The organism is Roseitalea sp. MMSF_3546 (assembly GCF_030732865.1).
Lineage (GTDB): Bacteria > Pseudomonadota > Alphaproteobacteria > Rhizobiales > Rhizobiaceae > Roseitalea.
Window position 1 is genome coordinate 18326 of sequence record NZ_JASHKB010000024.1, and the last position, 26319, is coordinate 44644.

At 66.7% G+C, this 26319-nt stretch carries 25 protein-coding genes; 12 read left to right on the forward strand and 13 right to left on the reverse strand.

Features of this window, described 5'->3' with window-relative positions:
* Window positions 1–70 precede the first annotated feature (70 nt).
* Both crcB and RBB34_RS16085 read left to right on the forward strand, forming a co-directional pair.
* Entirely contained in the window at window positions 71–445 is a 375-nt protein-coding gene (gene crcB, locus RBB34_RS16080) for a fluoride efflux transporter CrcB (RefSeq protein WP_306120259.1), read from the forward strand.
* Window positions 446–447: 2 nt separating this feature from the next.
* Window positions 448–1428 (forward strand): RluA family pseudouridine synthase, encoded by a 981-nt coding sequence (locus tag RBB34_RS16085; protein ID WP_306120260.1) that lies wholly within the window; start codon window positions 448–450, stop codon window positions 1426–1428.
* 175 nt (window positions 1429–1603) lie between these two features.
* Here RBB34_RS16085 and RBB34_RS16090 read toward each other — a convergent pair whose 3' ends face one another.
* Both RBB34_RS16090 and RBB34_RS16095 read right to left on the reverse strand, forming a co-directional pair.
* Window positions 1604–3187 (reverse strand): MBL fold metallo-hydrolase, encoded by a 1584-nt coding sequence (locus tag RBB34_RS16090; protein WP_306120261.1) that lies wholly within the window; start codon window positions 3185–3187, stop codon window positions 1604–1606.
* Window positions 3188–3276: 89 nt separating this feature from the next.
* A complete protein-coding gene (locus tag RBB34_RS16095) occupies window positions 3277–4227 on the reverse strand; it encodes a hexose kinase (protein WP_306120262.1) in 951 nt (316 codons plus the stop codon).
* Between the two features lie 146 nt (window positions 4228–4373).
* Here RBB34_RS16095 and RBB34_RS16100 point away from each other — a divergent pair, with 146 nt between their 5' ends.
* Entirely contained in the window at window positions 4374–4703 is a 330-nt protein-coding gene (locus tag RBB34_RS16100) for an SMR family transporter (protein ID WP_306120263.1), read from the forward strand.
* A 2-nt stretch (window positions 4704–4705) separates the two neighbouring features.
* On the opposite strand, the gene RBB34_RS16105 is transcribed toward RBB34_RS16100, so the two are convergent.
* The 3 genes from RBB34_RS16105 to RBB34_RS16115 all read right to left on the reverse strand — a co-directional run bounded on the left by RBB34_RS16105 (window position 4706) and on the right by RBB34_RS16115 (window position 7989).
* Entirely contained in the window at window positions 4706–6034 is a 1329-nt protein-coding gene (locus RBB34_RS16105) for a GH1 family beta-glucosidase (RefSeq protein WP_306120264.1), read from the reverse strand.
* Between the two features lie 157 nt (window positions 6035–6191).
* Entirely contained in the window at window positions 6192–7598 is a 1407-nt protein-coding gene (glnA, locus tag RBB34_RS16110; RefSeq protein ID WP_306120265.1) for a type I glutamate--ammonia ligase, read from the reverse strand.
* A gap of 52 nt (window positions 7599–7650) precedes the next feature.
* Window positions 7651–7989, reverse strand: a complete 339-nt coding sequence (locus RBB34_RS16115) for a P-II family nitrogen regulator (protein ID WP_306120266.1) — start codon at window positions 7987–7989, stop codon at window positions 7651–7653.
* Between the two features lie 214 nt (window positions 7990–8203).
* Here RBB34_RS16115 and RBB34_RS16120 point away from each other — a divergent pair, with 214 nt between their 5' ends.
* The gene (locus RBB34_RS16120) at window positions 8204–9679 is read left to right on the forward strand and encodes an NAD(P)H-hydrate dehydratase (protein ID WP_306120267.1); all 1476 of its coding nucleotides are present in this window, start codon (window positions 8204–8206) and stop codon (window positions 9677–9679) included.
* 155 nt (window positions 9680–9834) lie between these two features.
* On the opposite strand, the gene RBB34_RS16125 is transcribed toward RBB34_RS16120, so the two are convergent.
* Both RBB34_RS16125 and uvrA read right to left on the reverse strand, forming a co-directional pair.
* Window positions 9835–10323, reverse strand: a complete 489-nt coding sequence (locus RBB34_RS16125; RefSeq protein ID WP_306120268.1) for an Hsp20/alpha crystallin family protein — start codon at window positions 10321–10323, stop codon at window positions 9835–9837.
* Between the two features lie 119 nt (window positions 10324–10442).
* Entirely contained in the window at window positions 10443–13373 is a 2931-nt protein-coding gene (gene uvrA, locus RBB34_RS16130) for an excinuclease ABC subunit UvrA (RefSeq protein WP_306120269.1), read from the reverse strand.
* 267 nt (window positions 13374–13640) lie between these two features.
* Here uvrA and ssb point away from each other — a divergent pair, with 267 nt between their 5' ends.
* Both ssb and RBB34_RS16140 read left to right on the forward strand, forming a co-directional pair.
* Window positions 13641–14159, forward strand: a complete 519-nt coding sequence (ssb, locus tag RBB34_RS16135) for a single-stranded DNA-binding protein (RefSeq protein ID WP_306120270.1) — start codon at window positions 13641–13643, stop codon at window positions 14157–14159.
* 31 nt (window positions 14160–14190) lie between these two features.
* Window positions 14191–14487: a hypothetical protein gene (locus RBB34_RS16140; RefSeq protein ID WP_306120271.1), complete on the forward strand. Its 297-nt coding sequence runs from the start codon at window positions 14191–14193 to the stop codon at window positions 14485–14487.
* Window positions 14488–14583: 96 nt separating this feature from the next.
* Here RBB34_RS16140 and RBB34_RS16145 read toward each other — a convergent pair whose 3' ends face one another.
* Both RBB34_RS16145 and RBB34_RS16150 read right to left on the reverse strand, forming a co-directional pair.
* The gene (locus RBB34_RS16145; RefSeq protein WP_306120272.1) at window positions 14584–16176 is read right to left on the reverse strand and encodes an ABC transporter substrate-binding protein; all 1593 of its coding nucleotides are present in this window, start codon (window positions 16174–16176) and stop codon (window positions 14584–14586) included.
* Window position 16177: 1 nt separating this feature from the next.
* On the reverse strand, window positions 16178–16831 hold the full coding sequence (locus tag RBB34_RS16150; protein WP_306120273.1) for a cupin domain-containing protein: 654 nt from the start codon (window positions 16829–16831) through the stop codon (window positions 16178–16180).
* Window positions 16832–17057: 226 nt separating this feature from the next.
* Between RBB34_RS16150 and RBB34_RS16155 the strand changes: the two genes are divergently transcribed.
* The 6 genes from RBB34_RS16155 to RBB34_RS16180 all read left to right on the forward strand — a co-directional run bounded on the left by RBB34_RS16155 (window position 17058) and on the right by RBB34_RS16180 (window position 22662).
* Entirely contained in the window at window positions 17058–18041 is a 984-nt protein-coding gene (locus tag RBB34_RS16155) for an ABC transporter permease (protein ID WP_306120294.1), read from the forward strand.
* Entirely contained in the window at window positions 18041–18946 is a 906-nt protein-coding gene (locus tag RBB34_RS16160; RefSeq protein ID WP_306120274.1) for an ABC transporter permease, read from the forward strand. Before RBB34_RS16155 ends, RBB34_RS16160 begins: the two co-directional genes overlap by 1 nt.
* Window positions 18943–19782: an ABC transporter ATP-binding protein gene (locus RBB34_RS16165; protein ID WP_306120275.1), complete on the forward strand. Its 840-nt coding sequence runs from the start codon at window positions 18943–18945 to the stop codon at window positions 19780–19782. Before RBB34_RS16160 ends, RBB34_RS16165 begins: the two co-directional genes overlap by 4 nt.
* Window positions 19779–20537: an ABC transporter ATP-binding protein gene (locus tag RBB34_RS16170; protein ID WP_306120276.1), complete on the forward strand. Its 759-nt coding sequence runs from the start codon at window positions 19779–19781 to the stop codon at window positions 20535–20537. Before RBB34_RS16165 ends, RBB34_RS16170 begins: the two co-directional genes overlap by 4 nt.
* Before the next feature lie 120 nt (window positions 20538–20657).
* The gene (locus RBB34_RS16175; protein ID WP_306120277.1) at window positions 20658–20825 is read left to right on the forward strand and encodes a hypothetical protein; all 168 of its coding nucleotides are present in this window, start codon (window positions 20658–20660) and stop codon (window positions 20823–20825) included.
* 166 nt (window positions 20826–20991) lie between these two features.
* Window positions 20992–22662, forward strand: coding sequence for an alpha-glucosidase (locus tag RBB34_RS16180; RefSeq protein WP_306120278.1), 1671 nt, complete (start codon window positions 20992–20994; stop codon window positions 22660–22662).
* Between the two features lie 111 nt (window positions 22663–22773).
* On the opposite strand, the gene RBB34_RS16185 is transcribed toward RBB34_RS16180, so the two are convergent.
* The 4 genes from RBB34_RS16185 to RBB34_RS16200 form a co-directional block, all read right to left on the reverse strand.
* Window positions 22774–23538, reverse strand: coding sequence for an SDR family oxidoreductase (locus tag RBB34_RS16185; RefSeq protein WP_306120279.1), 765 nt, complete (start codon window positions 23536–23538; stop codon window positions 22774–22776).
* Between the two features lie 12 nt (window positions 23539–23550).
* The gene (locus tag RBB34_RS16190) at window positions 23551–24282 is read right to left on the reverse strand and encodes an ATP-binding cassette domain-containing protein (protein WP_346432547.1); all 732 of its coding nucleotides are present in this window, start codon (window positions 24280–24282) and stop codon (window positions 23551–23553) included.
* Complete coding sequence (locus RBB34_RS16195; RefSeq protein WP_306120281.1) at window positions 24279–25262, reverse strand: ABC transporter permease; 984 nt, start codon at window positions 25260–25262, stop codon at window positions 24279–24281. The genes RBB34_RS16190 and RBB34_RS16195 overlap by 4 nt, the downstream gene beginning before the upstream one ends.
* A gap of 69 nt (window positions 25263–25331) precedes the next feature.
* The gene (locus RBB34_RS16200) at window positions 25332–26309 is read right to left on the reverse strand and encodes a sugar ABC transporter substrate-binding protein (RefSeq protein ID WP_306120282.1); all 978 of its coding nucleotides are present in this window, start codon (window positions 26307–26309) and stop codon (window positions 25332–25334) included.
* Window positions 26310–26319: the final 10 nt, after the last annotated feature.

Genomic DNA, 26319 nt, shown 5'->3' on the forward strand with positions numbered 1-26319 from the left:
CGCTGGCGGCGAAGCGACAGCGACATCGGCGCTTTTCGGCGGCGCGGCGATCGCGTAGACGACCGCGATGATGATCAATCTTGTCTGGGTCGCGCTTGGCGGCGCGGCGGGCGCGAGCCTGCGATATCTGGTCTATCTTGGCATGGGGCGCATTGCCGGCGGCGGCTATCCCTGGGCGACGATGACCGTCAACGTCGTCGGCTCGCTGCTGATGGGCGTGCTTGTGGGCTGGCTGATGCGGCGGGGCGGCAGCGGCGAGCATCTGCGGCTGCTTCTGGGCGTCGGCCTTCTGGGCGGGTTCACCACTTTTTCGTCCTTTTCGCTCGATTTCGCGCTGTTGTGGCAGCGCGGCGACACCGGAACGGCGCTCGGCTATGCGCTGGTTTCCGTGGCCGCCTGCATCGCCGCGCTGTTCGCCGGCATGGTACTGGTGCGGGGGGCGTGATCATGGCCGGCGTCGAGCAGAAGACAGTCGATCGAGACGAGGCGGGCATGCGGGTCGACCGCTGGTTCAAGGCCCGCTATCCGGGCCTTGGCTTCGGCGCGCTGCAGAAGCTGCTGCGCACCGGCCAGGTGCGGGTCGACGGCAAGCGCGTCAAGGCCGACAGCCGGCTCGCGCCCGGCCAGGTGGTGCGCGTGCCGCCGCAGGCGACCGGTGCCGATGCGGGGCCGGTGACGCCGGCGACGATCCGCAATGCGTCCGACGCCGAGGCGCTGCGCCGCATGATCCTGCTTGAGGACGACAAGCTGTTCGTCTTCAACAAGCCCGCCGGCCTTGCCGTGCAGGGCGGATCGGGCGTTGCCCGCCATGTCGACGGCATGCTGGAAGCGCTGCGCAACAAGAAGGGCGAAAAGCCCCGGCTCGTCCACCGGCTCGACCGCGACACCTCCGGCGTGCTGGTCGTCGCGCGCACGCGCGGTGCCGCGCAGAAGCTGACGGCCGCCTTCCGCGCCCGCGACACTGAGAAGATCTACTGGGCGCTTGTCAAGGGTACGCCCAAAATGCCCGAAGGGCGCATCTCGACCTGGCTGGTGCGCGAGGCGACGCCCGATGGCGACCGCATGCGCGTGGTCGCGCACGGCACGGCGGGCGCCGACCACGCCATCACGCGCTACCGGCTGATCGAGACGGCCGGACAGCGCCTGTCCTGGCTCGAATTCGAGCCCGAAACCGGCCGCACGCACCAGTTGCGGGTCCATGCGCTGCATATGGGCTGCCCGATCATCGGCGATCCGAAATATTTCGAGGACGATCCCAACTGGGATTTCCCCGGCGGCATGCAGAACAGGCTGCATCTGCATGCGCGGCGTCTGCGCATTCCGCACCCCGATCGCGGTGTCATCAACGTCACCGCGCCGCTGCCGCCGCACATGGTGCAAAGCTGGAACCTGCTCGGCCTCGACGAGGCCGAGGGCGCACAAGGATAGGGCCACAGCGCTCCAGCTCCACCTCTCACGCCTTCCCCCCGCAAAGGCACGGCAGGGGAAGAGGGAGCGTCGCATCGGGCCACCCCGACCAGGCCCTCATCCTCAGGTGCGAGCGCAGCGAGCCCCAAAGGACGAACGCTTTGTCGACACCGTGTCGCGCCGAGGGCCGAGCGCTCTACAGCGCGCCCTGCAGCCGCTTGATGATCTGCCGGCGTTCGCCATCGCTGTCGGCCGTGTTCAGCCGCTTGGTCAGCGCGACGATGAAGGCGGCATAGTCGTTGTTCCAGTCGGTCAGGAGTTCGTCGCGCGGAATGCGTTCGGCGACGCGCCCCTTGGAGCGCGCATCGCCGGCGACTAGGTCGAAGCTCTCGTCAAATTGCGGCAGATGGATGATGTCCGCGTTGATGCCGCGCGCGGCCAGCTTCTCGGCCAGTTCCGTGCGCGCCTCGTCGTCGCCATGGTTCAGGAACACCCCGCCCGCGACGGGCCCGCGCTCGACCAGCCAATCGACCAGTTCGCTCTGGTCGGCATGGGCCGAATAATTGCCCAGCCGCCGGACCTCCGCATTGACCACATACTCCTTGCCGTGAATGCGCACCATGTCGGCGCCCGATGTGATGACATGGCCCAGCGTGCCCGGCGCCTGGTAGCCCACGAACAAGATGGTGGAATTGCGGCGCCAGATATTGTTCTTGATGTGATGCTGGATGCGCCCGGCATCGGCCATGCCCGAGGCCGAGATGATCACCGCGCCGCCCTTTATGCGATTGATGGATTTGGATTCCTCGACGCTCTCGACCAGCCGGAACTGCGGGTCACGGAACAATCTGCCATTGTCGATGTCGACATCGGAGAGGGTGTCGGCGTGCTTGATGAAGACCTCGGTGACGTTCTTGGCGAGCGGCGAATCGAGAAACACCGTTGCGTTCGGCATGGCGCCCTCGGCCAGCAGCACGCCGATGTCGTGCAGCAGCTCCTGGCTGCGCTCGACGGCAAAGGCGGGAATGACCACATTGCCGCCCGCCGACAGCCCGCGCACCAGTTCCCTGCGCAGCGCCTCGCGCCGCTCTTCGACCGTGTAGTCGTCGCGCTCGCGGTCGCCATAGGTCGATTCGCAGATGATGTAGTCAAATCCCTGCTCGGCGTCCGGCTCGGGATGGAACACCTTCTCCTCCGGGCCGATATCGCCCGAGAACAGCAGCCGCATGGTGTGGCCGGTCTGCCGGTCGGCGAATTTGATCTCCGCGGAGGCCGAGCCCAGAATGTGCCCCGCATTCCAGAATTTCACGTGCACGCCGGGTCCGGGCTCGAACCATTGCTCATAGCCACCCACCGGCTCGAGCAGCTTGAGCGCTTGTTCGGCGTGCGTGTCGGTATAGAGCGGTTCGACCGGTTCGAGGCCCTGGCGCTTCCGCTTGCGGTTCCAGCGCTCGTTGCTGGACATCTGGATCTTGGCCGAATCGCGCAGCATGAAGGTCAGCAGGTCGCAGGTCGGCGCGGTGGCGAAGATCGGCCCGGAAAAGCCGTGCTTGACCAGCTTGGGCAGAAGGCCCGAATGGTCGATATGCGCATGGGTCAGCACCAGAAAGGCGGCCGAGCCCGGATCGAACGGAAACGCGCCGTCATTGAGCGCGCGCACCGTCTTGTTGCCCTGAAACAGCCCGCAGTCGACCAGAAAGCGCGTCGAGCCGGTATCGACCATGGTGCACGAGCCGGTCACCGTGCCGGCCGCGCCGTAAAAGGTCAGCGTCCCCATCATGTCCCTCCGTGAACGGACCGGTTGTGTGGCAGATTTGCGCGCAAGGCGAAAGGGTGACGCTGCGTCAGCCGGTTGCCCTGGCACGGCCCTCACAATGCGGTGGTGGTGACCTCGGCGAGAAAGCGCGCGGTCTGGTCGGCATCGCACAGCGCCGTGCCAGGCGTCATGACGGCCGAGGCCGCCGCCGCCGTGCCTTGCGCGAGCGCTGCCTCGAGATCGGCGCCCCTCGCCATCGCGAGCGTCATCGCCGCCACGAAGCTGTCGCCGGCGCCCACCGCGCTGATCGGATCGAGCACCGGCCGGGCCGTCATGAAGCGCGCGCCGGCCGACACGCCCACCGACCCCCTCGGTCCCATGCCCATGACGACGTTCTCGGCGACCCCGGCGGCGATCAGCGTCTGGCCGAAATCGGCGAAGTCCGCCCCGGTGTCGAGCGCCCGGCCGCTCGTCGCGATCGCCTCCTCGCGATCCATGCGCAAGGTGTGCAGGCCGGTCGGTTCTCCGGCAAGTGCGTGCAGCACCGGCCCGGACGTGTCGACGACGACATGCCCGCCCCTGGCACCGACCGTCTCGACGATCTGCGGCACCAGCTTGTGATCGGCGCCCGGCGGGAAGCTGCCCGAGATCACCACGAAGGCGTCCTGATCGAGCGTTTCGGCCAGCATCCGGTTCAGTGTCGTGGTGTCCTCGTCCCGCCAAGGCGGGCCGGGCGTGACGAAGCGGTAGAGCCGGCCGGTGGAGGTCTCGCGCGCGGTGAAGGATTGGCGCGTCTGGCCATCGACCGGTATGCGGCGCATGTCCACGCCATCGGTCTCGAGCATGGAGGCGAGCATGTCGCCCGTGGCCCCGGCCAGCGCGATCAGTGCGCATGCGGTGCCGCCGAGCTTGCCCACCGCACGCGCCACATTGACGCCGCCACCGCCCGGGTCGAACTGCGGCGGCCCGCAGCGCAGCTTGCTGTCGGCGATCACCTCGTCAACCTCCGTGGCGATGTCGACTGCGGGATTGAGCGTGATGGTGAGAATGGTGCGTTGCGACATGCGGTCCCGGCGCTATGTGATGACTATCGTTTCGGCGGCAGGCGGTCCGTGTTAGCGGGTCGATCCGTTCTAACAGCTCGGCATGGCGGCGCAATTGCCGGCGTCGGGCAAAGCCGGCCGCAATCGTGAACCCGAAAGGAGCCCTCATGCCCTGGATCTATCTTGCCATCGCCATCGTCGGCGAGGTGACGGCAACATCCTTTCTGAAGGCATCGGAGGGCTTCACCCGGCCTGGCCCGTCGATCGCGGTCGTCATCGGCTATTCGATCGCGTTCTATTTTCTGGCGCTGACGCTCAAGGTGATCCCGGTGGGCATCGCCTATGCCATATGGGCGGGCGCGGGCATCGTGCTGATCGCGGTGATCGGGGTGGTCCTGTTCGGCCAGAGCCTCGACCTGCCGGCCATCATCGGCATTGCCATGATCCTGGCCGGCGTGATCATCGTCAACACGCTGTCAAAATCGGTCGGCCACTGACCTCACCGGGCGAGTGCTTGGCGCAGTGCGTGCCAGCTCGCCTTGGGCGTGCGCTCGAGCGTGTCGAAGTCCACATGCACGATGCCGAAGCGCTTCTCGTAGCCCAGCGCCCATTCGTAATTGTCGAGCAGCGACCACACCGTGTAGCCCTTGACCGGCGCGCCGGCGGCCATGGCGTTCTTCAAGGCGTCGACATGGGCGTTCAGATAGGCGATGCGGGCGCTGTCGTCGACCGCGCCGCCCGCCACGACATCGGCATTGGCCATCCCGTTCTCGGTGATGTAGAGCGGCAGGTCGCCGGTGTGGCTGGCCGCGATCCATTTGATCAGCCACTGAAAGCTCGCCGGCGAAATCTCCCAGTCCATGGCGGTCTTGGGCAGCGGTCCGGGGACTTCGGCAAGTGACGGCCACAGGCTTTCGGGGTCGTGGGCGATCAGCTTGCGCGTGTAGTTGTTGATGCCCAGCCAGTCGAGGCGCTGGCCGATCAGCGCCATGTCGTCCTGCCAGCGCTCGGGCAGATGCGGGGCGAGGCCGTCAAGCGCGCGCTCCGGATAGGCCTTCTTGAACAGGCCGCCCAGGAACCACTCATTGTAGATGGCATGATAGGTGCGCGTCGCTTCGGCGCTCTGCGCACTGTCGTCGGCGGGCTCGGCCGGCTCGAAATTCAGATAGATGCCCACGCTTTGCTGGCCGTGCGCGCGCAGCACCTCGACGGCCTTTCCATGGGCGACGAGCACGTGGTGCATCGCCCGCGCCGCCGCACGGATGTCGCGCAGGCCCGGCGCATGATCGCCCAGGAAATGGCTCAGCCAGGCGATGCACCAGGGTTCGTTCATCGTGCCGGCCGCCCAGACGCGATCACCGATGCGTCCGATGACCGCCGCGGTGAAATCGGCGAAACGGTCGGTGATTTCCCGGTTGCGCCAGCCGCCGATGTCGGCGAGCGCGGCGGGCAGGTCCCAATGGTGCAGCGTCAGCATCGGCCTGATGCCGCGCGCGACCATGGCATCGACCAGCCGGTCGTAGAAATCGAGCCCCTGCGCGTTGACGTTTCGACCGTCGGGCGCAACCCGCGCCCAGGACACCGAGAAACGGTAATGGTCGAGATTGGCGCCCGCGATCAGGTCGAGATCCTCCTTGAAACGGTGATAGTGATCGCAGGCGACCGCGCCATCCTCGCCATTGCGCGTATTGCCGGGCGTGGCCGCGAAGGTGTCCCAGTGGCTCGGCCCCGCTCCGCCAAAGGACGCGCCCTCGATCTGATAGGCCGAGGTGGCGACGCCGAAGACGAAATCGTCGGCGAAATCGCCGCGGGAGAATGTCAGGGGCATTGCGGGGCTTCCTGGGGCTGGCGCGCGGGTGTCCTTAGCGCGCAGGGAACACCAGCGTATGCGCAATCGCAAGGCTTGCCGGGCACCGCAGGCAAAAAAACCCGGCGCCTCTGGCGCCGGGTCTTTCGGTCATCGCGCCCCTGGCGGGCGCGGATCGTCAGATCGAGTAGTACATGTCGAACTCGACCGGATGCGGGCTCTGCTCGAAGCGGATGTTCTCTTCGTCCTTGAGCTCCAGATAGGCCTCGATCTGGTCGTCGTCGAACACGCCGCCCGCCTTCAGGAACTCGTTGTCGGCCTCCAGCGCCGCAATCGCCTCGCGCAGCGAGCCGCACACGGTCGGAATGCCCGCCAGTTCCTCGGCCGGCAGGTCGTACAGATCCTTGTCCATGGCATCGCCCGGATGGATCTTGTTCTTGATGCCGTCGAGCCCGGCCATCAGCATGGCAGCGAAGGCCAGATAGGGGTTGGCCGTGGGATCGGGGAAGCGAACCTCCACCCGCTTGCCCTTGGGCGAGCCCGAGAACGGGATGCGGCAGGAGGCCGAGCGGTTGCGCGCCGAATAGGCGAGCAGGACCGGCGCCTCGAAGCCCGGCACCAGCCGCTTGTAGGAGTTGGTCGACGCATTGGTGAAGGCGTTGAGAGCCTTGGCGTGCTTGATGATGCCGCCGATATAGAACAGCGCCGTCTCCGACAGGCCGGCATACTCGTCCCCGGCCATCAACGGCTTGCCGTCGCCCCAGATCGACTGGTGCACATGCATGCCCGTGCCGTTGTCGCCATAGACGGGCTTGGGCATGAAGGTGGCCGACTTGCCATAGGCATGGGCGACGTTGTGCACGACGTATTTGTAAAGCTGCACCTCGTCGGCCTTGCGGGTCAGCGTGTTGAACAGCATCGACAATTCGTGCTGCGCCGCGCCCACCTCATGGTGGTGTTTTTCGGTCGCAACGCCCATCTCGCTGAGCACGGTCAGCATCTCCGAGCGGATGTCCTGGGCGCTGTCGACCGGGTTGACGGGGAAGTAGCCGCCCTTGGTGCGCGGCCGGTGACCCAGATTGCCGGTCTCGTATTCGGCGCCCGTGTTGGAGGGCAGTTCGACGCTGTCGAGAGCAAACGAGGTGTCGTACGGATCGGACGTGAAGCGCACGTCGTCGAAGATGAAGAATTCCGGTTCGGGCCCGAAATAGGCCGTGTCGCCGAAGCCGCCGGACTTGACATAGGCCTCGGCGCGCTTGGCGGTCATGCGCGGGTCGCGATTGTAGCCCTCGCCGGAGATCGGATCGAGAATGTCGCAGAAGATCGCCATGGTCGACTGGGCGTAGAAGGGATCCATATGCGCCGTGTCGACATCGGGCATCAGGTTCATGTCCGATTCGTTGATCGCCTTCCATCCGGCGATGGACGATCCGTCGAACATCACGCCGTCGGCAAAGAAGTCGTCGTCGACGACGCCGCAGTCGACTGTCACGTGCTGCATCTTGCCGCGCGGGTCCGAAAAGCGCAGATCGATGAACTTGACGTCGTTGTCCTTGATCTGCTTGAGAATGTCACTTGCACTCATTGTGGTCCCTTGTTCCTTTCAAGTGGCATGTTGGGGTTTTGGTTCGGGGCGCTCAGACGGCGTCCGCGCCCGTTTCGCCGGTGCGGATCCGCACGACTTCCTCGATCGGCGATACGAAGATCTTGCCGTCGCCGATCCGGCCGGTCTGCGCTGCACTGCGGATGGCTTCCATGGCCTGCTCGACCGCATCGTCGGACACGACGATCTCGATCTTCACCTTGGGAAGGAAGTCGACGACATATTCGGCACCGCGATAAAGCTCGGTGTGCCCCTTCTGACGGCCGAAACCCTTGGCCTCGGTGACGGTGATGCCCTGCAGGCCCACCTCTTGCAGCGCTTCTTTGACCTCATCAAGCTTGAACGGCTTGATGATCGCCTCAATCTTTTTCATCCTTGCGAAGCCTCCGACGAATGGTGTTGCCATTGCCCATGCAGATGCCATGCCAGATCAGCGTTGCCCGATTGGCCCATTGCAAGCGCCGAAAAAGCGCGCAATGGGCCTGTGATCGGCACGCGTCCGGTCAATGGCGCCTCGGAGATCGGGCATGAATGCCTGTTTTTGAGGCAAAGTGCCCGAAATGCGGGCATATCTCGACGAGCTTCCGATGGATGACCTGCCCGCACATGCGATCCTGACCAACGCCCAGATGGCCGCCGCCGATGCGGCGACGATCCGCGGCGGCCGCTGGTCCGGCTCCGCGCTCATGGACCATGCCGGAGCGGCCGTGGCCGACTGCGCCCTTGCGCGCTTTGGCGCGGCCCGACGCATGCATGTGCTGTGCGGGCCGGGCAACAATGGCGGCGACGGATATGTCGCCGCGCGCATTCTTGCCGAACGCGGCGCGTGCGTGCGCGTCCACCGGCTGGCGCCTCCCAGGCCGGACACCGACGCCGCCGGCGCGGCGCAAGGCTGGAAAGGCGAGGTGGCCGCGCTCGACGCGTTCGATCCCGCGCCGGCCGATCTCGTCATCGATGCCCTGTTCGGCGCCGGGTTTTCGGGCTCGCTGCCGCAGCCGGCGGCGGCCGCGCTGGCGCGGGCGGCCGACCGATCCTGCCCGATCCTGGCCGTGGACCTGCCTTCGGGGGTCAATGGCGATACCGGTCTTGCCGCGCAGGCCGTCAAATGCGCGGCGACGGTGACCTTCTACCGGCGCAAGCCGGCCCATCTGCTCTATCCGGGCAGGGCGCTTTGCGGCGCAATGGTGGTTGCCGATATCGGCGTGCGCGCCGGCGAGGGCACGTCCGTTTTCGCCAATGCGCCCGCGCTGTGGTCGGATCTCTTGCCGCGCCCCGCACCGACCATCCACAAATACGCCCGCGGTGCCGTGGCGGTGTGTTCTGGCCCGCGCCACGCGACCGGCGCCGCGCGGCTGTCGGCCATGGCCGCGCAGCGTTCGGGCGCCGGGGCCGTCACCATCGTCGGCGCGCCCGACGCGCTCGACATCCATGCGTGCCATGTCAGCTCGATCATGCTGCGGTCATCGACGCCGGACACGGCCACCGCCCTTGCCGCGCTGAAGGGGCTGGGCGGCATCGTGCTCGGGCCCGGCTTCGGTGATCTGGCGGCGGCGCGGGTGCTGGCAGTGTCAATCCTGCGCGATCTCGGGGCCACGGTGGTCCTGGACGCCGACGCCATCACCGCATGCGCGCAGGACCCGCGCACCCTGTTCGAGGCGGCCCACCGCGCGCCCTCGCCACCGGTGCTGACGCCGCATGCCGGCGAGTTCGCGCGCCTTTTTCCCGATCTTGCCGCCGATGACGGCCTGGGAAAGCTGCAAAGGGCCATGGCCGCCGCCCGACGCTCGGGCGCGACGGTCCTGCTCAAGGGACCCGACACGGTGATCGCGGCACCGGACGGTCGCGCCGCGATCAACGAGAACGCCACCGCCGCGCTGGCCACCGCCGGTTCGGGCGATGCCCTGGCCGGCATCATCGCCGCGCTCGTCGCCCAGGGCATGCCCACTTTCGAGGCAAGCTGCGGGGCCGCCTTCATCCATGCCGAGGCCGGGCGCAGGGCCGGCCCGCTGGCCATCGCCGAAGACATCGTGCAGGCCCTGCCGGGCGCGCTGGCCGCTGTGTAGCGCGGCATCCCTTGCCGAGCCCGCGACGCGCAACTGCCCGCTACCGGCAACGCCCGCCGGCGCCAACCGCGCCTCCGCCGGCGCGAACCCGACCGCCCGGGCGCCGTCTGCGGCGCCGGCTCCGTCAGCACGTCCGCCCGGCGCGAAGCGACCTGTCAGCCCCCGACCTTGATCTTGCGCTGGGCGGTCTTGGCCTCTTCCTTCTTGGGCATGGTCACGACGAGGATGCCCTTGTCGAATTCGGCCGAAATGGCATCGGCATCGACCCGGTCGGGAAGCGGGAAGCTGCGCTGGAAGCTGCCATAGCTGCGCTCGAAGACGTGCACATCGTCCTTTTCGCTGTCATGCTCGACCTTTTTTTCGCCCTTCAGGAACAGTGCGTTGTCGCGCACGCTCAGATCCACCTGGTCCTCGCTCATGCCGGGCAGTTCGGCCGTCAGCGTGATGGCGGCGTCGTTCTCGGCGATGTCGATCGCCGGGCGAACCACGCCCGACATGGACAGCGACGGCATGCCGCTGCGTGCGGCCGCCGTGCCGCGATCGCCGAAAAAGCCCTCGAACAGCTGGTCCATCTCCTTGCGGAACTCGTCGAACATGTTGGACGACCACAGCGTGGGAACACCCGATTTCTGCTTGTCAGCCATTGCTTACACTCCTCTGGCTTCCATCCTGCGGGAAACGATGAAAAGCGTGCCACGACCGTCCGGGCATTCATTGACGCCGGTCAAACGGGCCGGATTATGCGCGCGAAAGCCGCAGCGGGTTATTCGGCCGCCTCGATGCGCCGCACCGGCCGCCGCGCCAGCAACGCCTTGAGGAACTGGCCGGTATGGGATCGTTCGATCTCGACAATGTCCTCGGGTGTGCCCTGGCCGACGATCTCGCCGCCGCCATCGCCGCCCTCCGGACCCAGATCGATGATCCAGTCGGCGGTCTTGATGACCTCGAGATTGTGCTCGATCACCGCCACCGTGTTGCCCGCATCGACCAGTTCGTGCAGCACCTCGAGCAGCTTGGCCACGTCGTCGAAATGCAGTCCCGTGGTCGGCTCGTCGAGGATATACAGCGTGCGCCCGGTCGACCGTCGCGACAACTCCTTGGCCAGCTTGACCCGCTGCGCCTCGCCGCCCGACAGCGTGGTGGCCTGCTGGCCGACCTTGACATAGCCAAGACCGACGCGGGCGAGCGTCTGCAGCCGATCGCGCACCGCCGGCACCGCGCCGAAGAAGTCCACGCCCTCCTCGACGGTCATCTCCAGCACATCGGAAATCGACTTGCCCTTGAACTGCACTTCCAGCGTCTCGCGATTGTAGCGCTTGCCCTGGCACACCTCGCAGGTGACGTAGACATCGGGCAGGAAGTGCATCTCGATCTTGGTCACCCCGTCGCCCTGGCAGGCCTCGCAGCGCCCGCCCTTGACGTTGAACGAAAAGCGCCCGGGCGCGTAGCCGCGCGCCTTGGCCTCGGGCAACTGGGCGAACCATTCGCGGATCGGCGTGAAGGCCCCGGTATAGGTCGCCGGATTGGAGCGCGGCGTGCGCCCGATCGGCGACTGGTCGATATCGATCACCTTGTCGACATGTTCCAGACCATCGACACGTTCGTGCTCGGCCGCCAGTTCGCGCGCCCCGTTGATGCGCCGCGCGGCCGCCTTGTAGAGCGTTTCGATCAGGAAGGTCGACTTGCCGCCGCCCGAAACGCCCGTCACGCAGGCAAAGGTGCCCAGCGGCAGCGTCGCCGTCACATCCTTCAGATTGTTGCCCGATGCGCCGACCACGGTAATGCCCCGGCGTTCGAGATCGACCGGCCGCCGCGCCGGCGGCACCGGGATGGCCCGGCCGCCCGACAGATACTGCCCGGTCAGCGAGGCGGGATTGGCCATGATCTCCGCCGGTGTGCCCGATGCGACGATGCGCCCGCCGTGAATGCCCGCCGCCGGGCCGATATCGACGACATGGTCGGCGGCCAGGATTGCGTCCTCGTCATGCTCGACGACGATGACCGTGTTGCCCAGATCGCGCAGATGGCGCAGCGTGTCGAGCAGGCGCGCATTGTCGCGCTGATGCAGGCCGATCGAGGGCTCGTCGAGCACGTAGAGCACCCCGGTCAGGCCCGAGCCGATCTGCGAGGCCAGCCGGATGCGCTGGCTCTCTCCGCCCGACAGCGAGCCCGAGCCCCGCGACAGCGTCAGATAGTCGAGCCCGACATCGTTGAGAAAGCGCAGCCGGTCGCGGATCTCCTTGAGAACGCGCGCGGCGATGGCGTTGTGCTTGTCGCTGAGCCGCTCGGGCAGGGCGGCGAACCAGTCATTAGCCGCCCTGATCGACATCGCCGACACCTGCGCGATGTGCAGCCCGTCGATCTTGACCGCCAGCGCCTCGGGCCGCAAGCGCGCGCCCCGGCAAACCGAACACGGGCTCTGCGACATGTAGCGCTCGATCTCCTCGCGCATCCAGGCCGACTCGGTCTCGCGCCAGCGCCGTTCGAGATTGCCGATGACGCCCTCGAACGTCTTCCTGGCAGTGTAGCTGCGCAGTCCGTCGTCATAGGTGAAGGCGATCTCGCGCCCGCCGGTGCCGTAAAGGACGGCGTTGCGCGCCTCCGCGCTCAGATCCGCCCAGGCATCGGTCAGCTTGAAGCCATAGGCCTTGCCGAGCGCGGTCAGCGTCTGGGTGTAGTAGGGCGAGGGATTGGCCGACTTCGACCACGGCGCGATCGCACCCTTCGCCAGCGTCAGCGACGGCTCGGGCACGACCAGCGCCGGGTCGACGCCCTGCTCGGTGCCCAGCCCGTCGCAATGCGGGCACGCGCCGGAAGGGTTGTTGAAGGAAAACAGCCGCGGCTCGATCTCCGAAATGGTGAATCCCGATACCGGACAGGCGAACTTCTCCGAGAACAGGAGCCGCTCGTGCGTGTCGTTCTTCGACTTGTTGGCCGACCCGCGCGCCGTTTCGGCCTCCGGCAGCGGCCGGTCGGCGAATTCTGCCACCGCGAGCCCGTCCGAAAGCGCCAGGCACTGTTCGAGCGAATCGGCCAGGCGCGCCGCCATGTCCGCGCGCACCACGATCCGGTCGACGACGACGTCGATATCGTGCTTGAATTTCTTGTCGAGCGCCGGCACCTCGGCGATCTCGTGAAACGCACCGTCCACCTTGACCCGCTGAAAGCCCTTCTTGAGCAGCTCGGCCAGTTCCTTGCGGTATTCGCCCTTGCGTCCGCGCACGATCGGCGCGAGCAGATAAAGCCGCGTTTCTTCCTCGAGCGCCATGATCCGGTCGACCATCTGGCTGACGGTCTGGCTCTGGATCGGCAGTCCGGTCGCCGGCGAATAGGGCACGCCGATGCGCGCGAACAACAGCCGCATGTAGTCGTAAATCTCGGTGACCGTCGCCACGGTCGAGCGCGGATTGCGGCTCGTCGTCTTCTGCTCGATCGAGATGGCCGGGCTCAGCCCGTCGATCTGGTCGACATCGGGCTTCTGCATCATCTCCAGGAACTGGCGGGCATAGGCCGAAAGGCTCTCCACATAGCGCCGCTGGCCCTCCGCATAGATGGTGTCGAAGGCGAGCGAGGACTTGCCCGACCCCGAAAGCCCGGTCATCACCGTGAGCCGGTCGCGCGGCACGTCGAGGTCGACATTCTTCAGATTGTGCTCGCGCGCGCCACGCACGCTGATCGTCTTGAGTTCGGTCATCGAAAAGGAGGATCCCGGAAATCGCCGAAACGCATCGCACTATGTAGTGACGGGCGGCGGCGAGTCGAGCCGACATCATCAAAACAGTTCCGCCCATTGCGCCGGCCTTCGTCGATTGCGATCGCCTGTTGACAGCGAGGTCACGCATCTATAGAACAAATAAGGAACGAAGACAAGACCGAAAAGTCCCTGTGGACATCGCGCCCCGGCCTTCATGACCACTGCCCGGGGGCCTATGGTGTCCGAAACCGGCTTTGGAGCGATGAAATGGCAGGCAGTGTCAACAAGGTGATTTTGGTCGGCAATCTGGGCGCCGATCCCGATGTGCGGCGGCTGAATTCGGGCGATCCGGTGGTCAATCTGTCGCTGGCGACCTCCGAGCAGTGGCGCGACAAGCAAAGCGGCGAGCGGCGCGAGCGGACCGAGTGGCACCGGGTGGTCATTTTCAACGAGAACCTGGCCCGGGTGGCCGAGAACTATCTCAGGAAGGGTTCGAAAGTGTATGTCGAAGGCCAGTTGCAAACCCGCAAATGGACCGATCAGAACGGCCAGGACCGCTATATGACCGAGATCGTGCTGCAGCGCTTCCGCGGCGATCTGCAGATGCTCGACAGCCGCGGCGATGCCGAAGCCGGTCAGGGCAGCGGCCGCGGGCAGGGCGGCTATGGCAATGACAGGGTGGGGCAGGGCGCCGGCGGCATGAACACCGGTCCCGGCCAGGGCCAGTCCGGCCAGGGCGGCAGCAACGACTATGTGCGCGATCTCGACGATGAGATCCCGTTCTGACGGCCGCGCGGGACGGGACCATGACGGGACCTTGACCCCGGCCGACCCTGGCGGCGCCGAAGGCCGGTTCGATCTCAGCCTCGGCCTTGAGCGTTCCGTGACGAGATTGAACCGCTCTGCCGGAGCGGGCTTGGGTCAAGGCCAAGGGCTCTGGCGACGGGCGTATCGGGATACGGCCGAGCCGAAGGCCGCCGGGTTTGGCCCGAACCGGCCCGGCCGTTCGGGTTGGCTGCGGCACAGACCGCGCGGTGATATTCAACAGAGCCTGGTCTTCGCGGTCACGGTGCTGGGGCTGGCGCTGGCCTGGATGGCCGGCTTTTCGGGCTGACACGCCGCGTGCGCGGCAGCGCGCGCCGGCGCGCAAGAGGCGCTGACGATGGTCCGGCGACGGCACGGGGCCGCCGCCGGCACGATCGATGACCGGTCAGTTCTTCTCGACCAGCCGGTAGAAGACGAAGTCGGAGGTCGCGCCGTTGACGTAGCCGGTGACGTCCTCGTCCATCGCCACCTGATAGGAGGCCTGGAACATGATCACGAAGGGCGCTCTCTCCTGCACGCGCTGCTGCAGTTCCAGATACATCGCCTCGCGGGCCTCCGGATCGCTCTCGGTGAGCGCGGCGCGGGTCATCTCGTTGAGCGCCTCGGGCACGGCCCAGGCATTGCGCCAGGTGGTCGTCGCCGCATAGGCGTCGTCGGAATTGTCCGAATTGTACGAGAACGCCTTGGCGTTGGAGTGCGGATCCATGAAGTCCGGGCCCCAGTACAGCAGCATCGCCTCGTGGCTGCGCTCGCGGTACTTGGTGATCACCTGGCTGCCGGTGCCGGGCAGGATCTCGAAATTGATGCCCGCCTCGGCGAAGGTCGCCTGCAATGACTGCGCCATGTCGGTGAAGGGAGCCGAGTTGATCACATCCAGCGTCACCTCGATCGGCAGGTCGACACCGGCATCGGCGAGAATCTGCTCGGCCTTTTCGGGATCGTAGCTGTAGGGCGTTTCGGTGTAGGCGCCCGGGAACCCGTCCGGCCAGAACGCCTGGTGGATCTCCATCTGGCCCTTAAGGAAGCTCTCGGTCATGCCCTCATAGTCGACCAGATAGCGCGCCGCCTCCCAGACCGCTTCGGGGGTCAGCGAGTCCGTCTTCTGGTTGAACGACAGGAAGTGGACGGCGGCCTGCGGATAGGTTTCCACCTTGATGCCCTCGGCGTCGATCGAGGCGATCTGGTCGGGCGTGAGGTTGCGCGCCATGTCGACATCGCCCTGCTCGAGCAGCAATTGCTGGGTGGCGGACTCGGCGACATGGCGGATGATCACCTGCTCGACCTTCGGCCCTTCCTTGAAGTAGTCCTCATTGGCCTGCATGCGGATCAGTTCGGCCGGCCGGTAGGCGGTCAGCGCGAACGGGCCGGAGCCGGCGGTGTTGGCGTTCAGCCAGCCATTGCCCATGTCGCCGTCGACCGCATTGGCCATCACCGTTTCCTTGTCGACGATGGAGGCGGGCCTTGAGGCCAGCACGTTCATCACGAAGGCCGGCGAGAAGTCGCCGTCATAGCGGATGGTGACGGTGTTGCCCTCGCTTGTGACCATCTCCTCGACATTGTCCGGCGTCCAGCCGAGCTGGGCCAGGATGAAGGCCGGCGTCAGGTTCAGCTTGATGACGCGGGCGAGCGAGAACACGACATCCTCACCGCGCACCGGGTTGCCCGAATGGAACACGGCGTCATCGCGCAGGGTGAAGCTGATGGTCTTGTTTTCGGCGTCGATCTGCCAGTCGGTGGCCAGACCCGGCGCGAGCACGGTCGTGTCCTCGGCATCGTATTGCACCAGCCGGTCATAGGTGTTGGTGACGAGTTCGCCCGAGGTGAACTCGTAGGCCTGGGCCGGATCGATGGCGACGATGTCGTCGATGTTCTGGGCAACCACCAGCACGTTGGGCGGCGTGTCGGCGACCGCCGCCCCGGCAAAGGCCAGCGGCAGCGTGAGCGCCGTTGCCAACAGGGTCGATTTGAGCAGCTTCATGTTATCCTCCTGTGGATTGTTGGGCTGTGGTCATGACCGAAGCGGCGTCCGCCGCCGGCGCGTGATCGAGGTCGGCGCGGCCGGCCATGTGGAACACGGTCAGCGTGCCGACCCACAACAGCCGCGCGGGCCGGTCGCCGGGGTTGGACCAGGCATGGGGCCGGTTGCCGCGATAGTGCAGGCTGTCGCCGGCACGCAGCGTCATCTCCTCGCCGTCGAGCACCTGGCGGATCTCGCCATCGAGGATGTAGATGACCTCCTCGCCCTCGTGGCTGACCGTCTCCGAGCGGTGGCCCGGCGGCACGTGGACGATGAACGACGACAGCTCGTGGCCGGGCAGGTCGGCGCCGGTCTGCTCGTAGTGGATCGAGGAACCATCGAGCGAAAACAGGACGCGCTCGCCGGCGCGGCTCAGCGAGTCCGAAGCCTGCGGCATCGCCACGAAATAGTCGAGCTTGACATTGAGCGCGCTTGCGATCTGGGCGAGCGTGCCAAGGCTCGGCGTGGCATTGTCGCGCTCGATCTGGCTGAGATAGCCGACCGAGACGCCTGCCGCCTGACCCAGTGCCTGCAGCGTCATCGACAACTGGCGTCGGCGGCTGCGGACCAGCGGGCCGATCTTCAACTCATGCTTTTGCGCGCTTTGCGTGGACATCGTGCGAACCGCTACCAAAATTTTTTTGATAAAAGCAAAAAAATTTGTAAGTTCCAAGTCTATTGTCCCGGTCTGCCCGACCTTGCGGTGTCGGGCGGCCGCCTCTTCGCTGATCGGGTCGTCCGCCATGTCCTTTGAACCCGCCGCATCGCCCGATGCCGTCCGTGCCGCCTCCGGCCGCGGGGCCTTTGCGCGGCTGCGCGGGCCGGCGGGCTCGGCACTGGCGATGGTGCTCACGGTCGCGCTGACCTTTCTGGGGCTTCTGGCGATCACCTTCTTCATCGGGCGCGTCGTGCCGATCGACCCGGTTCTGGCGGTGGTCGGCGACCGGGCCAGCACCGAGGTCTACGAGCAGGTGCGCATCGAGATGGGCCTCGACCGACCGCTCGTGGTGCAGTTCTTCTCCTATGTGGGCGAGGTCTTGCGCGGCGATCTGGGCATGTCGATCTCGACAAACCGACCGGTCGCCGAGGATCTGGCGCGGGTGTTTCCCGCCACGCTCGAGATGGCCACCATCGGCATTGTCATCGGCGTCGGTCTTGGCGTGCCGCTGGGCGTGTGGGCGGCCTACCGCCAGGGAAGCTGGATCGACCAGGCGATCCGCGTCTTCGGGCTGGCCGGCTATTCGGTGCCGGCCTTCTGGCTCGGCCTTGTCGGACTGGCCGTCTTTTATGCCGGTCTGGGCTGGGCGGCGGCGCCGGGGCGGCTTTCGATCTTCTATGAGGGGCTGGTGCCGCAGGTAACGGGCCTGCTGCTGGTCGACAGCCTGATCGCCGGCGACATGGCCGTATTTCGCGATGCCGCCCATCATCTGGCCTTGCCGGCGCTGATCCTGGGTTTCTTCAGCCTTGCCTATATTGCCCGCATGACGCGGTCCTTGATGCTCGACCAGTTCGGCCAGGAATACGTCACGACCGCGCGCGTCAAGGGCGTTCCCGAATGGCGGGTCATCTGGGTCCACGCGTTCCGTCCGGTCCGCGTGCCGCTGATCACCGTCATTGGCCTGTCCTATGCGGCACTGCTGGAAGGCTCGGTGATGATCGAGACGGTCTTCTCCTGGCCCGGCATCGGCAACTATCTGACGACCGCGCTTCTGAACGCCGACATGAACGCCGTGCTGGGCGCGACGCTGGTGATCGGCGCGGTGTTCATCGTCATCAACAAGGTGTCGGACGTGCTCTACCGCATTCTCGACGCAAGGAGCCGCTGATGGCCGGCGCGATCGACTGGCTCACCGCCGATTCGCCCGCCTCGCGCCTTCAGGCCCGCGCCGTGCGCATCTGGGCGATCGGCGGCGCGCTGATGCGCAACCCGCTCGCCGCGCTCGGCATCGCCATCGTGCTTGTGCTGATCGTCACCGCCGCCTTCGCGCCCTGGATCGCGCCCTATCCGCCAATCGGCCAGGATCTGGGCAATCGGCTGCTGCCGCCCAGCGCCATGCACTGGATGGGCACGGACGAGTTGGGCCGCGACATCTTCTCGCGCGTGGTCTACGGCGCGCGCATCACGCTGCTGATCGTCATCCTGGTGGCGGTCATCGCCGCGCCGGTCGGCCTGATCGTCGGCGCGGTTTCGGGCTATTTCGGCGGCTGGATCGACCGCGTGCTGATGGGGCTGACGGACATGTTCCTGTCCATGCCAAAGCTCATTCTGGCGCTCGCCTTCGTCGCCGCGCTCGGTCCGGGCATCGAGAACGCGATCATCGCCATTGCGATCACCGCCTGGCCGCCCTATGCGCGCATCGCGCGCGCCGAAACGCTGACCTTCCGCAATTCGGAGTTCATCGACGCGGTCCGTTTGCAGGGTGCCTCGTCGGGGCGCATCATCGTTCGCCACGTGCTGCCGCTATGCGTGTCGTCGACGATCGTGCGGGTGACACTGGACATGGCGGGCATCATCCTGATCGCCGCCGGGCTTGGCTTTCTGGGCCTTGGCGCGCAGCCGCCGCTGCCCGAATGGGGCGCGATGATCTCGCGCGGGCGCAGCTTCATCCTCGACCAGTGGTGGGTGGCGACCATGCCCGGCTTCGCCATCATCGTGGTCAGCCTGGGCTTTTGTTTCCTCGGCGACGGGCTGCGCGACGTGCTCGATCCCAAGCAGGGCGGCAAGTCGTGACCGAACACCTGCTCGAACTGGAAAACCTGCGGGTGAGCTTCCCCACGCGCGACGGCCCGGCCGAGGTCGTCTCGGGCGTGTCGCTGACGCTCGGGCGCGAACGGCTCGGCATTGTCGGCGAATCGGGTTCGGGCAAGTCGCTGACCGGCCGCGCGATCCTGCGGCTCGTGCGCCCGCCCGGCAAGATGAGCGTCGAGCGGCTGGTGTTTGCCGGCCAGGACCTGATGGCGCTCGGCGAGCGCGGCATGCGGGCCATTCGCGGCGCGCGCATCTCCATGGTCATGCAGGACCCCAAATTCTCGCTCAACCCTGTGATGACCGTCGGCGAGCAGATCGCCGAGGCGCTGCGCGTGCATGGCGCGCGGCTGTCGCGCCAGGCCATGCGCCGGCGCGTGGTTTCGATGCTCGAGCAGGTGCGCATCAACGATCCCGAGCGCGTCGCCGGGTTCTATCCGCACGAGGTCTCCGGCGGCATGGGCCAGCGCATCATGATCGCCATGATGCTGATCCCCGAGCCGGACCTGCTGATCGCCGACGAGCCGACCTCGGCGCTTGACGTTTCGGTGCAGGCGCAGGTGCTCGACCTGATCGACGATCTGATCGCCAGGAACGGCATGGGCCTGATCCTGATCAGCCACGATCTCGAACTGGTGGCGCGCTATTGCGACCGGATCATCGTCATGAATGCCGGACGCATCGTTGAGGAGTGCCCCGCCGACCGGCTGGGCGAAGCCACGCACCCCTATACGCGCGGCCTGATCGACGCGGTGCCGCGCATGAACGAGACCCGCGAGGAACTGCCGGTGCTCGACCGCAGCGCATGGAGCGGCACGTGACCGCCATCGGCCTGCGCGATCTGACGATCGGCTATGGCGGCGATCCGGTCGTCCATGGCGTCACGCTCGACATCGCCGAGGGCGAGAGCTTCGCGCTGGTCGGCGAGAGCGGTTCGGGCAAGTCGACCGTGCTCAAGGCGATCGCCGGGCTCGCGCCGGACTGGTCGGGCGCCATCACCGTGCTCGGGCAGGCGCGCGGGCATCGGCCCGACCGCAACTTCGCGCGCGTCTGCCAGATGGTGTTCCAGGACCCGTATGGCTCGCTGCATCCGCGCAAGACCGTCGACGACACGCTGGCCGAGCCGCTCGCCATCCATGGCATCGGCGAACATGCCGATCGCGTGGTGGACATGCTGGCCGCCGTCGGGCTGGACCGGCGCTTCCGCTTCCGCTTTCCCCACCAGCTGTCGGGCGGCCAGCGCCAGCGCGTGGCGATCGCCCGGGCGCTGATGCTCGAGCCGAAGGTGCTGCTGCTCGACGAGCCGACCTCGGCGCTCGACGTCTCCGTGCAGGCCGAAATCCTCAACCTTCTCAAGCGGCTCAGGCGCGAGCGCAACCTGACCTATCTGATGGTCACCCACAATCTGCACGTCGTCGCCTTCATGTGCGAGCGTCTTGCCGTCATGCGCCATGGCCGGATCGTCGAGACCGCCGATGTCGACCGGCTCAGGCAGGGCACGTTCGACAACGCCTATTCGCGCGAGCTCTATGCCGCCAGCGGCGGTGCCGGCGCGCCGATCGCGGCCGCCGGCTGACCCGAAACCGGCAATCCTCGCCCATCCTTCGTCCGATTGCGGGAACGCCCGGCCATCGACCGCGTTCAGCCCGTGACGGACGACAGCGCCGTCCGGTTGAAGCCCCGACGCGAGGCCCCCATGGACGCCAATACGCGCATTCCGCTGCATTCGGGCCGGCAGATCCCGGTCCTGGGACTTGGAACCTGGATGCTCACCGAGCAGACCGCCGCGACGGTGGAAGCGGCGATCCGACCCGAGAACGCCGGCCATGGAACGATTGCGCCCGCGCCACGGTTCCCCGCTTGAGGGCCGGGCGCCGGGCTCGGTCGGGCGCCTTGCGATGTCCGATCGCCGCTTGCAACGCGGTCTTGCCCGGTTAAGGTCCGGCCCCGGCGCGGCGCTCGGGCAGCGCGGCGCATTCGCATGACGACCGCCCACCATGCCGGCACGCCGGCCGCCAAGGGAGACCCGCATGAAGGCCGAATCCGCACCGTCGCAGGACGCAACGCGCTGGTGGCAGGCCGCGACCGGCTATCAGATCTATCCGCGCAGCTTCTGCGACTCAAATGGCGACGGCGTTGGCGACATTGCAGGGATCATCTCCAAGCTCGACCATCTGCGCGATCTCGGCATCGGCTTCATCTGGCTGTCGCCGGTCTATGAAAGCCCGATGGCCGACAATGGCTATGACATCTCCGATTATCGGGCCATTGCCCCCGAATTCGGCACGCTGGCCGATTTCGACCGGCTTGTGGCCGAGGCACGCGAGCGCGGCATACGCATCGTCATGGATCTGGTGGTCAACCACAGTTCCTCGGCGCATCCCTGGTTCCGGGCCGCCAGCGCCTCGCGCCAGGCGCCCGAGCATGACTACTACATCTGGCGCGACCCGGCCGCCGATGGCGGCCCGCCCGGCCGGCACCGGGCCAGCTTCGGCGGGCCGGCCTGGCACTGGGTGCCGCAGGTCGGCCGATACTATTTCGGCCAGTTCTCGCCCGAGCAGCCCGACCTGAACTGGGACAACCCCGCCCTGCGCCGGCAGATCTACCAGATGATGAACTGGTGGCTCGACCGCGGTATCGGCGGCTTCCGCCTCGATGTGATCAGCATGATCGGCAAGGATGTCGACGCGGAGATCTACGAGGAGGGCCCCCGCCTTCACACCTACCTGCAGGAGATGCACCGCGAGGCCTTTGCCGGGCGCGACATCGTCACCGTTGGCGAGAGCTGGGCGGTCAGCCCGGAGACGGCGCTGCTTTACTGCGGCCGCGATCGCGGCGAACTCGACATGATGTTCCAGTTCGCCCATGTCGTGGCGGGCTGGCATCCCGAATTGGGCAAATGGGGCACGCCGCCGCCGTTCGACCTGCGGCGGTTCAAGCGCGTCTTCAATCAGTGGCAGGCGGTCATGGCCGAGGACGGCTGGAACTCGCTGTTCCTGTCCAACCACGATTTGCCGCGCCAGGTTTCGGTCTATGGCGATGACGGCGAGTTCCGCGTCGCCTCCGCCAAGATGCTGGCCACGGTCATGCACCTGATGAAGGGCACGCCCTTTGTCTATCAGGGCGAGGAGATCGGCATGACCAATGCGCACTTTGAGCGCATCGACCAGCTTCGCGACGTCGAGGCGCTCGGGCACTACGCCGACCAGATCGCCAATGGCGTGACCCCCGAGGAGTTCATGGCCGGCGTCAACGCCAATGGCCGCGACAACGCCAGGACGCCGATGCAGTGGACCGACGGGCCGCAGGCCGGCTTCACCACCGGCACGCCCTGGCTCGAGGTGAACCGCAACCATGGCACCGTCAATGTCGCCGCCGACCGCGCCGACCCCGACGGCATCTTCGAGCACTATCGCAGGCTGATCGCGCTCCGGCGGGACATGCCGATCGTGGTCCACGGCGCCTATCGCCCGTTCGCCGAGGACCATCGCGCCGTCTTCGCCTATGCGCGCGAACTCGACGGCCGGCGCATCGGCGTGGTGGCCAACTTCACCCGCGATCCGGTCGAATTCGACGTGCCCGAAGGCCTGGCGATGACCGGGCGGTGCCTGATCAGCAACGCAAGGGCGCGCCAGGCGCTGTCGGGCCGGCTGTCGCTTGCGCCCTTCGAGGCCTTCGCGATCCTCTCCGGCGACGGCTGAGGCAGGCCGCGGCGGCTGCCGCGCCCCGCGTCCGCCTTGCCGCTATGACGGCCGGATGGCGCCGCACCGCACGATCCGTCGGGCAGGCCCGGCCCGCGACGCTCCGCCGCCTTATTCGGTGCCCGGTGCCTTGCCGCCCTGCCAGCCGCCGTCGATGCCGATGTTCTGGCCGGTGATCATGTCGGCGGCGGGCGAAGCGAGGAAGTGGACCAGTTCGGCGACATCCTCGGGCTGGATGCGCGTTTTAAGGCACTGCTGCTCGAGCACCCAGTCTGAATATTCCCGCGCCTTGTCGCCGAAGACCCGCGCCTCGGCTTCAGACACGATGGCGCCGGGCGCCACAGCGTTCACCGTGATGCCGTGCCGGCCCAGTTCGCGCGCCAGCGAGACCGTCAGGCCGAGCATGGCGCCCTTGGAGGTGACATAGGGCACATAGCCGTCGATGATGCCCTTGAGCGTGACCGAGGTGAAATTGATCACCCGGCCCCAGCCCCTGGCCTTCATCGGCTCGGCGCAGACCGCGACCAGCGCATAGGCCGCCGAGGAGTTGACCCGGATCTGGTCTTCGTATTCGGCGAGCGTGAACCGGTCATAGGGCCGGTTGATGATCAGAGCGGCGTTGTTGATCAGGATGTCGAAACCGCCGGCCCGGTCGGCCGCCGCCGCCACGGTCGTCTGTGCGGCACCAAGATCGTTGAGGTCGCAGGGCAGGAACGCCGCGCCCAGCGCCTCGGCCCGTGCCGGCCCGTCCTCGATTTCGGGGCGCTCCAGGATCGTCACCGCCGCGCCGGCCTCGGCGAGCCGCCTGGCCTGTGCCCGGCCCAGCGAGCCCAGCCCGCCGGTCAGCAGCGCGGTCTTGCCGTCAAGCGTGGTCATTTTGCCCTCCCTTCAAAGAACATCCAGAACGTCGTCCATCGTGACCTCGTCCGCGCGCCGGTCGAGCACGATCTCGCCGCGCGCCATGGCGACGATGCGGTCGCAGCACTCGAAGACATGATGGATATTGTGGCTGATGAAGATGGCGGTGATGCCCATGTCCTTGAGCGACTGCACGAAGCCGATCACCTTCTGGGTTTCCTTGACCGCCAGATGGTTGGTCGGCTCGTCCAGGATCATCACCTTGGACTTGAAATGCATGGCCCGCGCGATCGCCACCCCCTGGCGCTGGCCCCCCGACAACTCGCCCACCAGCGCGTCCGGCGAGCGCAGATGCAGGTCGACATCGGCGAGCGCCTGCATGCTCTCCTGCGCCATCTTCCTGCCGTCCATCACGCCCACGCCGAACAGCGATGCCTTGAGCGGCTCGCGCCCGATGAACATGTTGCGCGCGATCGACATGGTCGGGACCATGGAATTGTACTGATAGATGGTCTCGATGCCCGCATCCATCGCATCGCGCGGATTGCGGAAGGTCACCGGCCGGCCTTCGTAGCGGATCGTGCCGCCATCGGCCATCTGCGTGCCCGACAGGATGTTGATCAGCGTCGACTTGCCGGCGCCATTGTCGCCGACCAGGCCGAGCGCCTCGTTGGGCTGCACGTCGAGCGACACGCCCTTGAGAGCGTGCACGCCCGAGTACCATTTGTGCAGTTCGCGAATCTCGATGATCGGCGCCATCAATCGGTCTCCACCTTCATGGCACGCGCCTTCTTGCGCAGCCAGGCATTGACGATGACGGCGAAGATGGTCAGCGAGCCGAGCGCCAGCTTGAACCAGTTGGCATCGACGCGGCTGAGCACGAGTCCGTTGTCGATCACCCGGATCAACACCGCGCCGATGATGCCGCCCAGGATCGTGCCGATGCCGCCGGTGAGCGCGGTGCCGCCGATCACCGCGGCGGCCACGGCCTGCAGTTCCAGCCCCTCGCCGATCGAGGGCAGTGGCGCCCCAAGGCGCATCACCTGGATCGTACCGGCAAAGCCGGCCAGCAGCGAGCACAGCATGAAGCAGGCGATCTTCACCCGCGATGTCGGAATGCCCATGGACTGCGCGGCAGGCAGGAAGCCGCCGGTGGCCCGGACCCAGTTGCCGAAATTGGTGTGCGACAGCAAGAGCCCGATCGCTACCGCCACGCCGACGAACCAGATGAACGACATGCGGAACATGTCGCCGGGCCCGACAAAGGCGATGAACACCTCGCGCGGCATCGCGTCCGGCGGGATGATCGGCGGAAAGCCGCCGGATATGACGACGGTCAGCGATCGCGCCACGAACAGCATGCCGAGCGTGGTGATGAAGCTCGGTATCGCAAAGCGCACCGTGATCAGCCCGTTGATCAGGCCGACCGTGAGCGCGGTCGCAAGGCCCGCCGGGAAGGCGAGGGCGAAGGGCACGCCGTCGGCGAGCAGCACGCCCATCACCATGGGCGTGAGTGCGAAGACCGAGCCGACCGAAAGGTCGAACTCGCCGCAGATCATGAGCAGCGTCACGCCGATGGCCACGAGCGCCATTTCCGGCATCAGGCCCAGAATGCCCTGAAGGTTCTGCGCGCTCAGGAACACGCCGTCCGACTGGACCTGGAAGACGACCGCGAGCACGATCAGAAAGGCGATGCCCGCCAGTTCGGGCTTTTCCATGTAGATCTTCAAGAGGCGTCGCATGGCGGGCGTCCTGTGGGAGTCGTCGGCGGGTCGCGACGCCAGCCGCGGCCCGCCGGTGGGAGGAAACGTTCAGCGCACGCCTTGTGCGGCGAGTTCCTTGAGGGCGGGCACGTCCTCCTGCAGCACCAGCCCCTGGCCGGTGTCGACATCGGCCGGCGACAGGTCGACCGTATGGGCGAGATAGGCCTGCATGACGGGGATGAAGCCCTGCATGTAGGGCTGCTGGTCGACCTGCACCTGAATGTAGCCGGCCTCCATCTGGGTGAGCACTTCGGAGACGATGTCGAAACCGCCCATCAGCACCTCGCCGGGCTCGACGCCGCGGTCGGCGAGAACCTGGGCCACATAGGCGTGCCAAAGGCCGGTGTCGAAATAGACCGTCGTGTCGGGATTGGCGTTCAGATAGGCGCCGACGCGCTCGGCGACCACGGCGCCGTCCGTGCCGGTGTCGAGCCGGACGATCTCGACCTCGCGGTCGGGATTGTCGGCCTTGAACGCCTCCAGATAGTCCATCACGCCCTGGCCGCGCTGCTCGGACCAGTTCTGTCCCGGCGCGGAGATGCCGACCACCGCCTTGATCGGACCTTCCTCGGGGAAGAACTCGGCCATCTTCCTGGCGAGCGAATAGCCGGCCGGAATGAAGCCCTGGCCGACAAAGGCGGCGCGCGCATTGCCTTCGGCGCCCTCGGTGTCGTCGACATTGGCGGCGATCACGATCACGCCGGCGTCGACCGCCTGCTGGATGATCGGGTCGAAGGCGGTGTTGTCGACGATCGAGGTGATCAGCGCTTCGGGATTGGCCGCCAGCGCCGTGATCATGTTGGCCGCCTGCTGGTCGATGGCGCCCTCGGTCTGGGTGAAGATCATCTGGCAATTGGCCTCGATCTTCGAGCAGGCATCGTCAAAGCCCTTCTTGACCGCCTGCCAGAACGGGTTGGAGGCGCTCGAATGGTGGGTGAAGACGATGTCCATCGGCTCGTCCTGGGCCATGGCCGTCGTCGACATCAGCGCGGCGCAGACCGCCGTGATTGCTGCGAGTTTCTTCATGGGTGTCTCC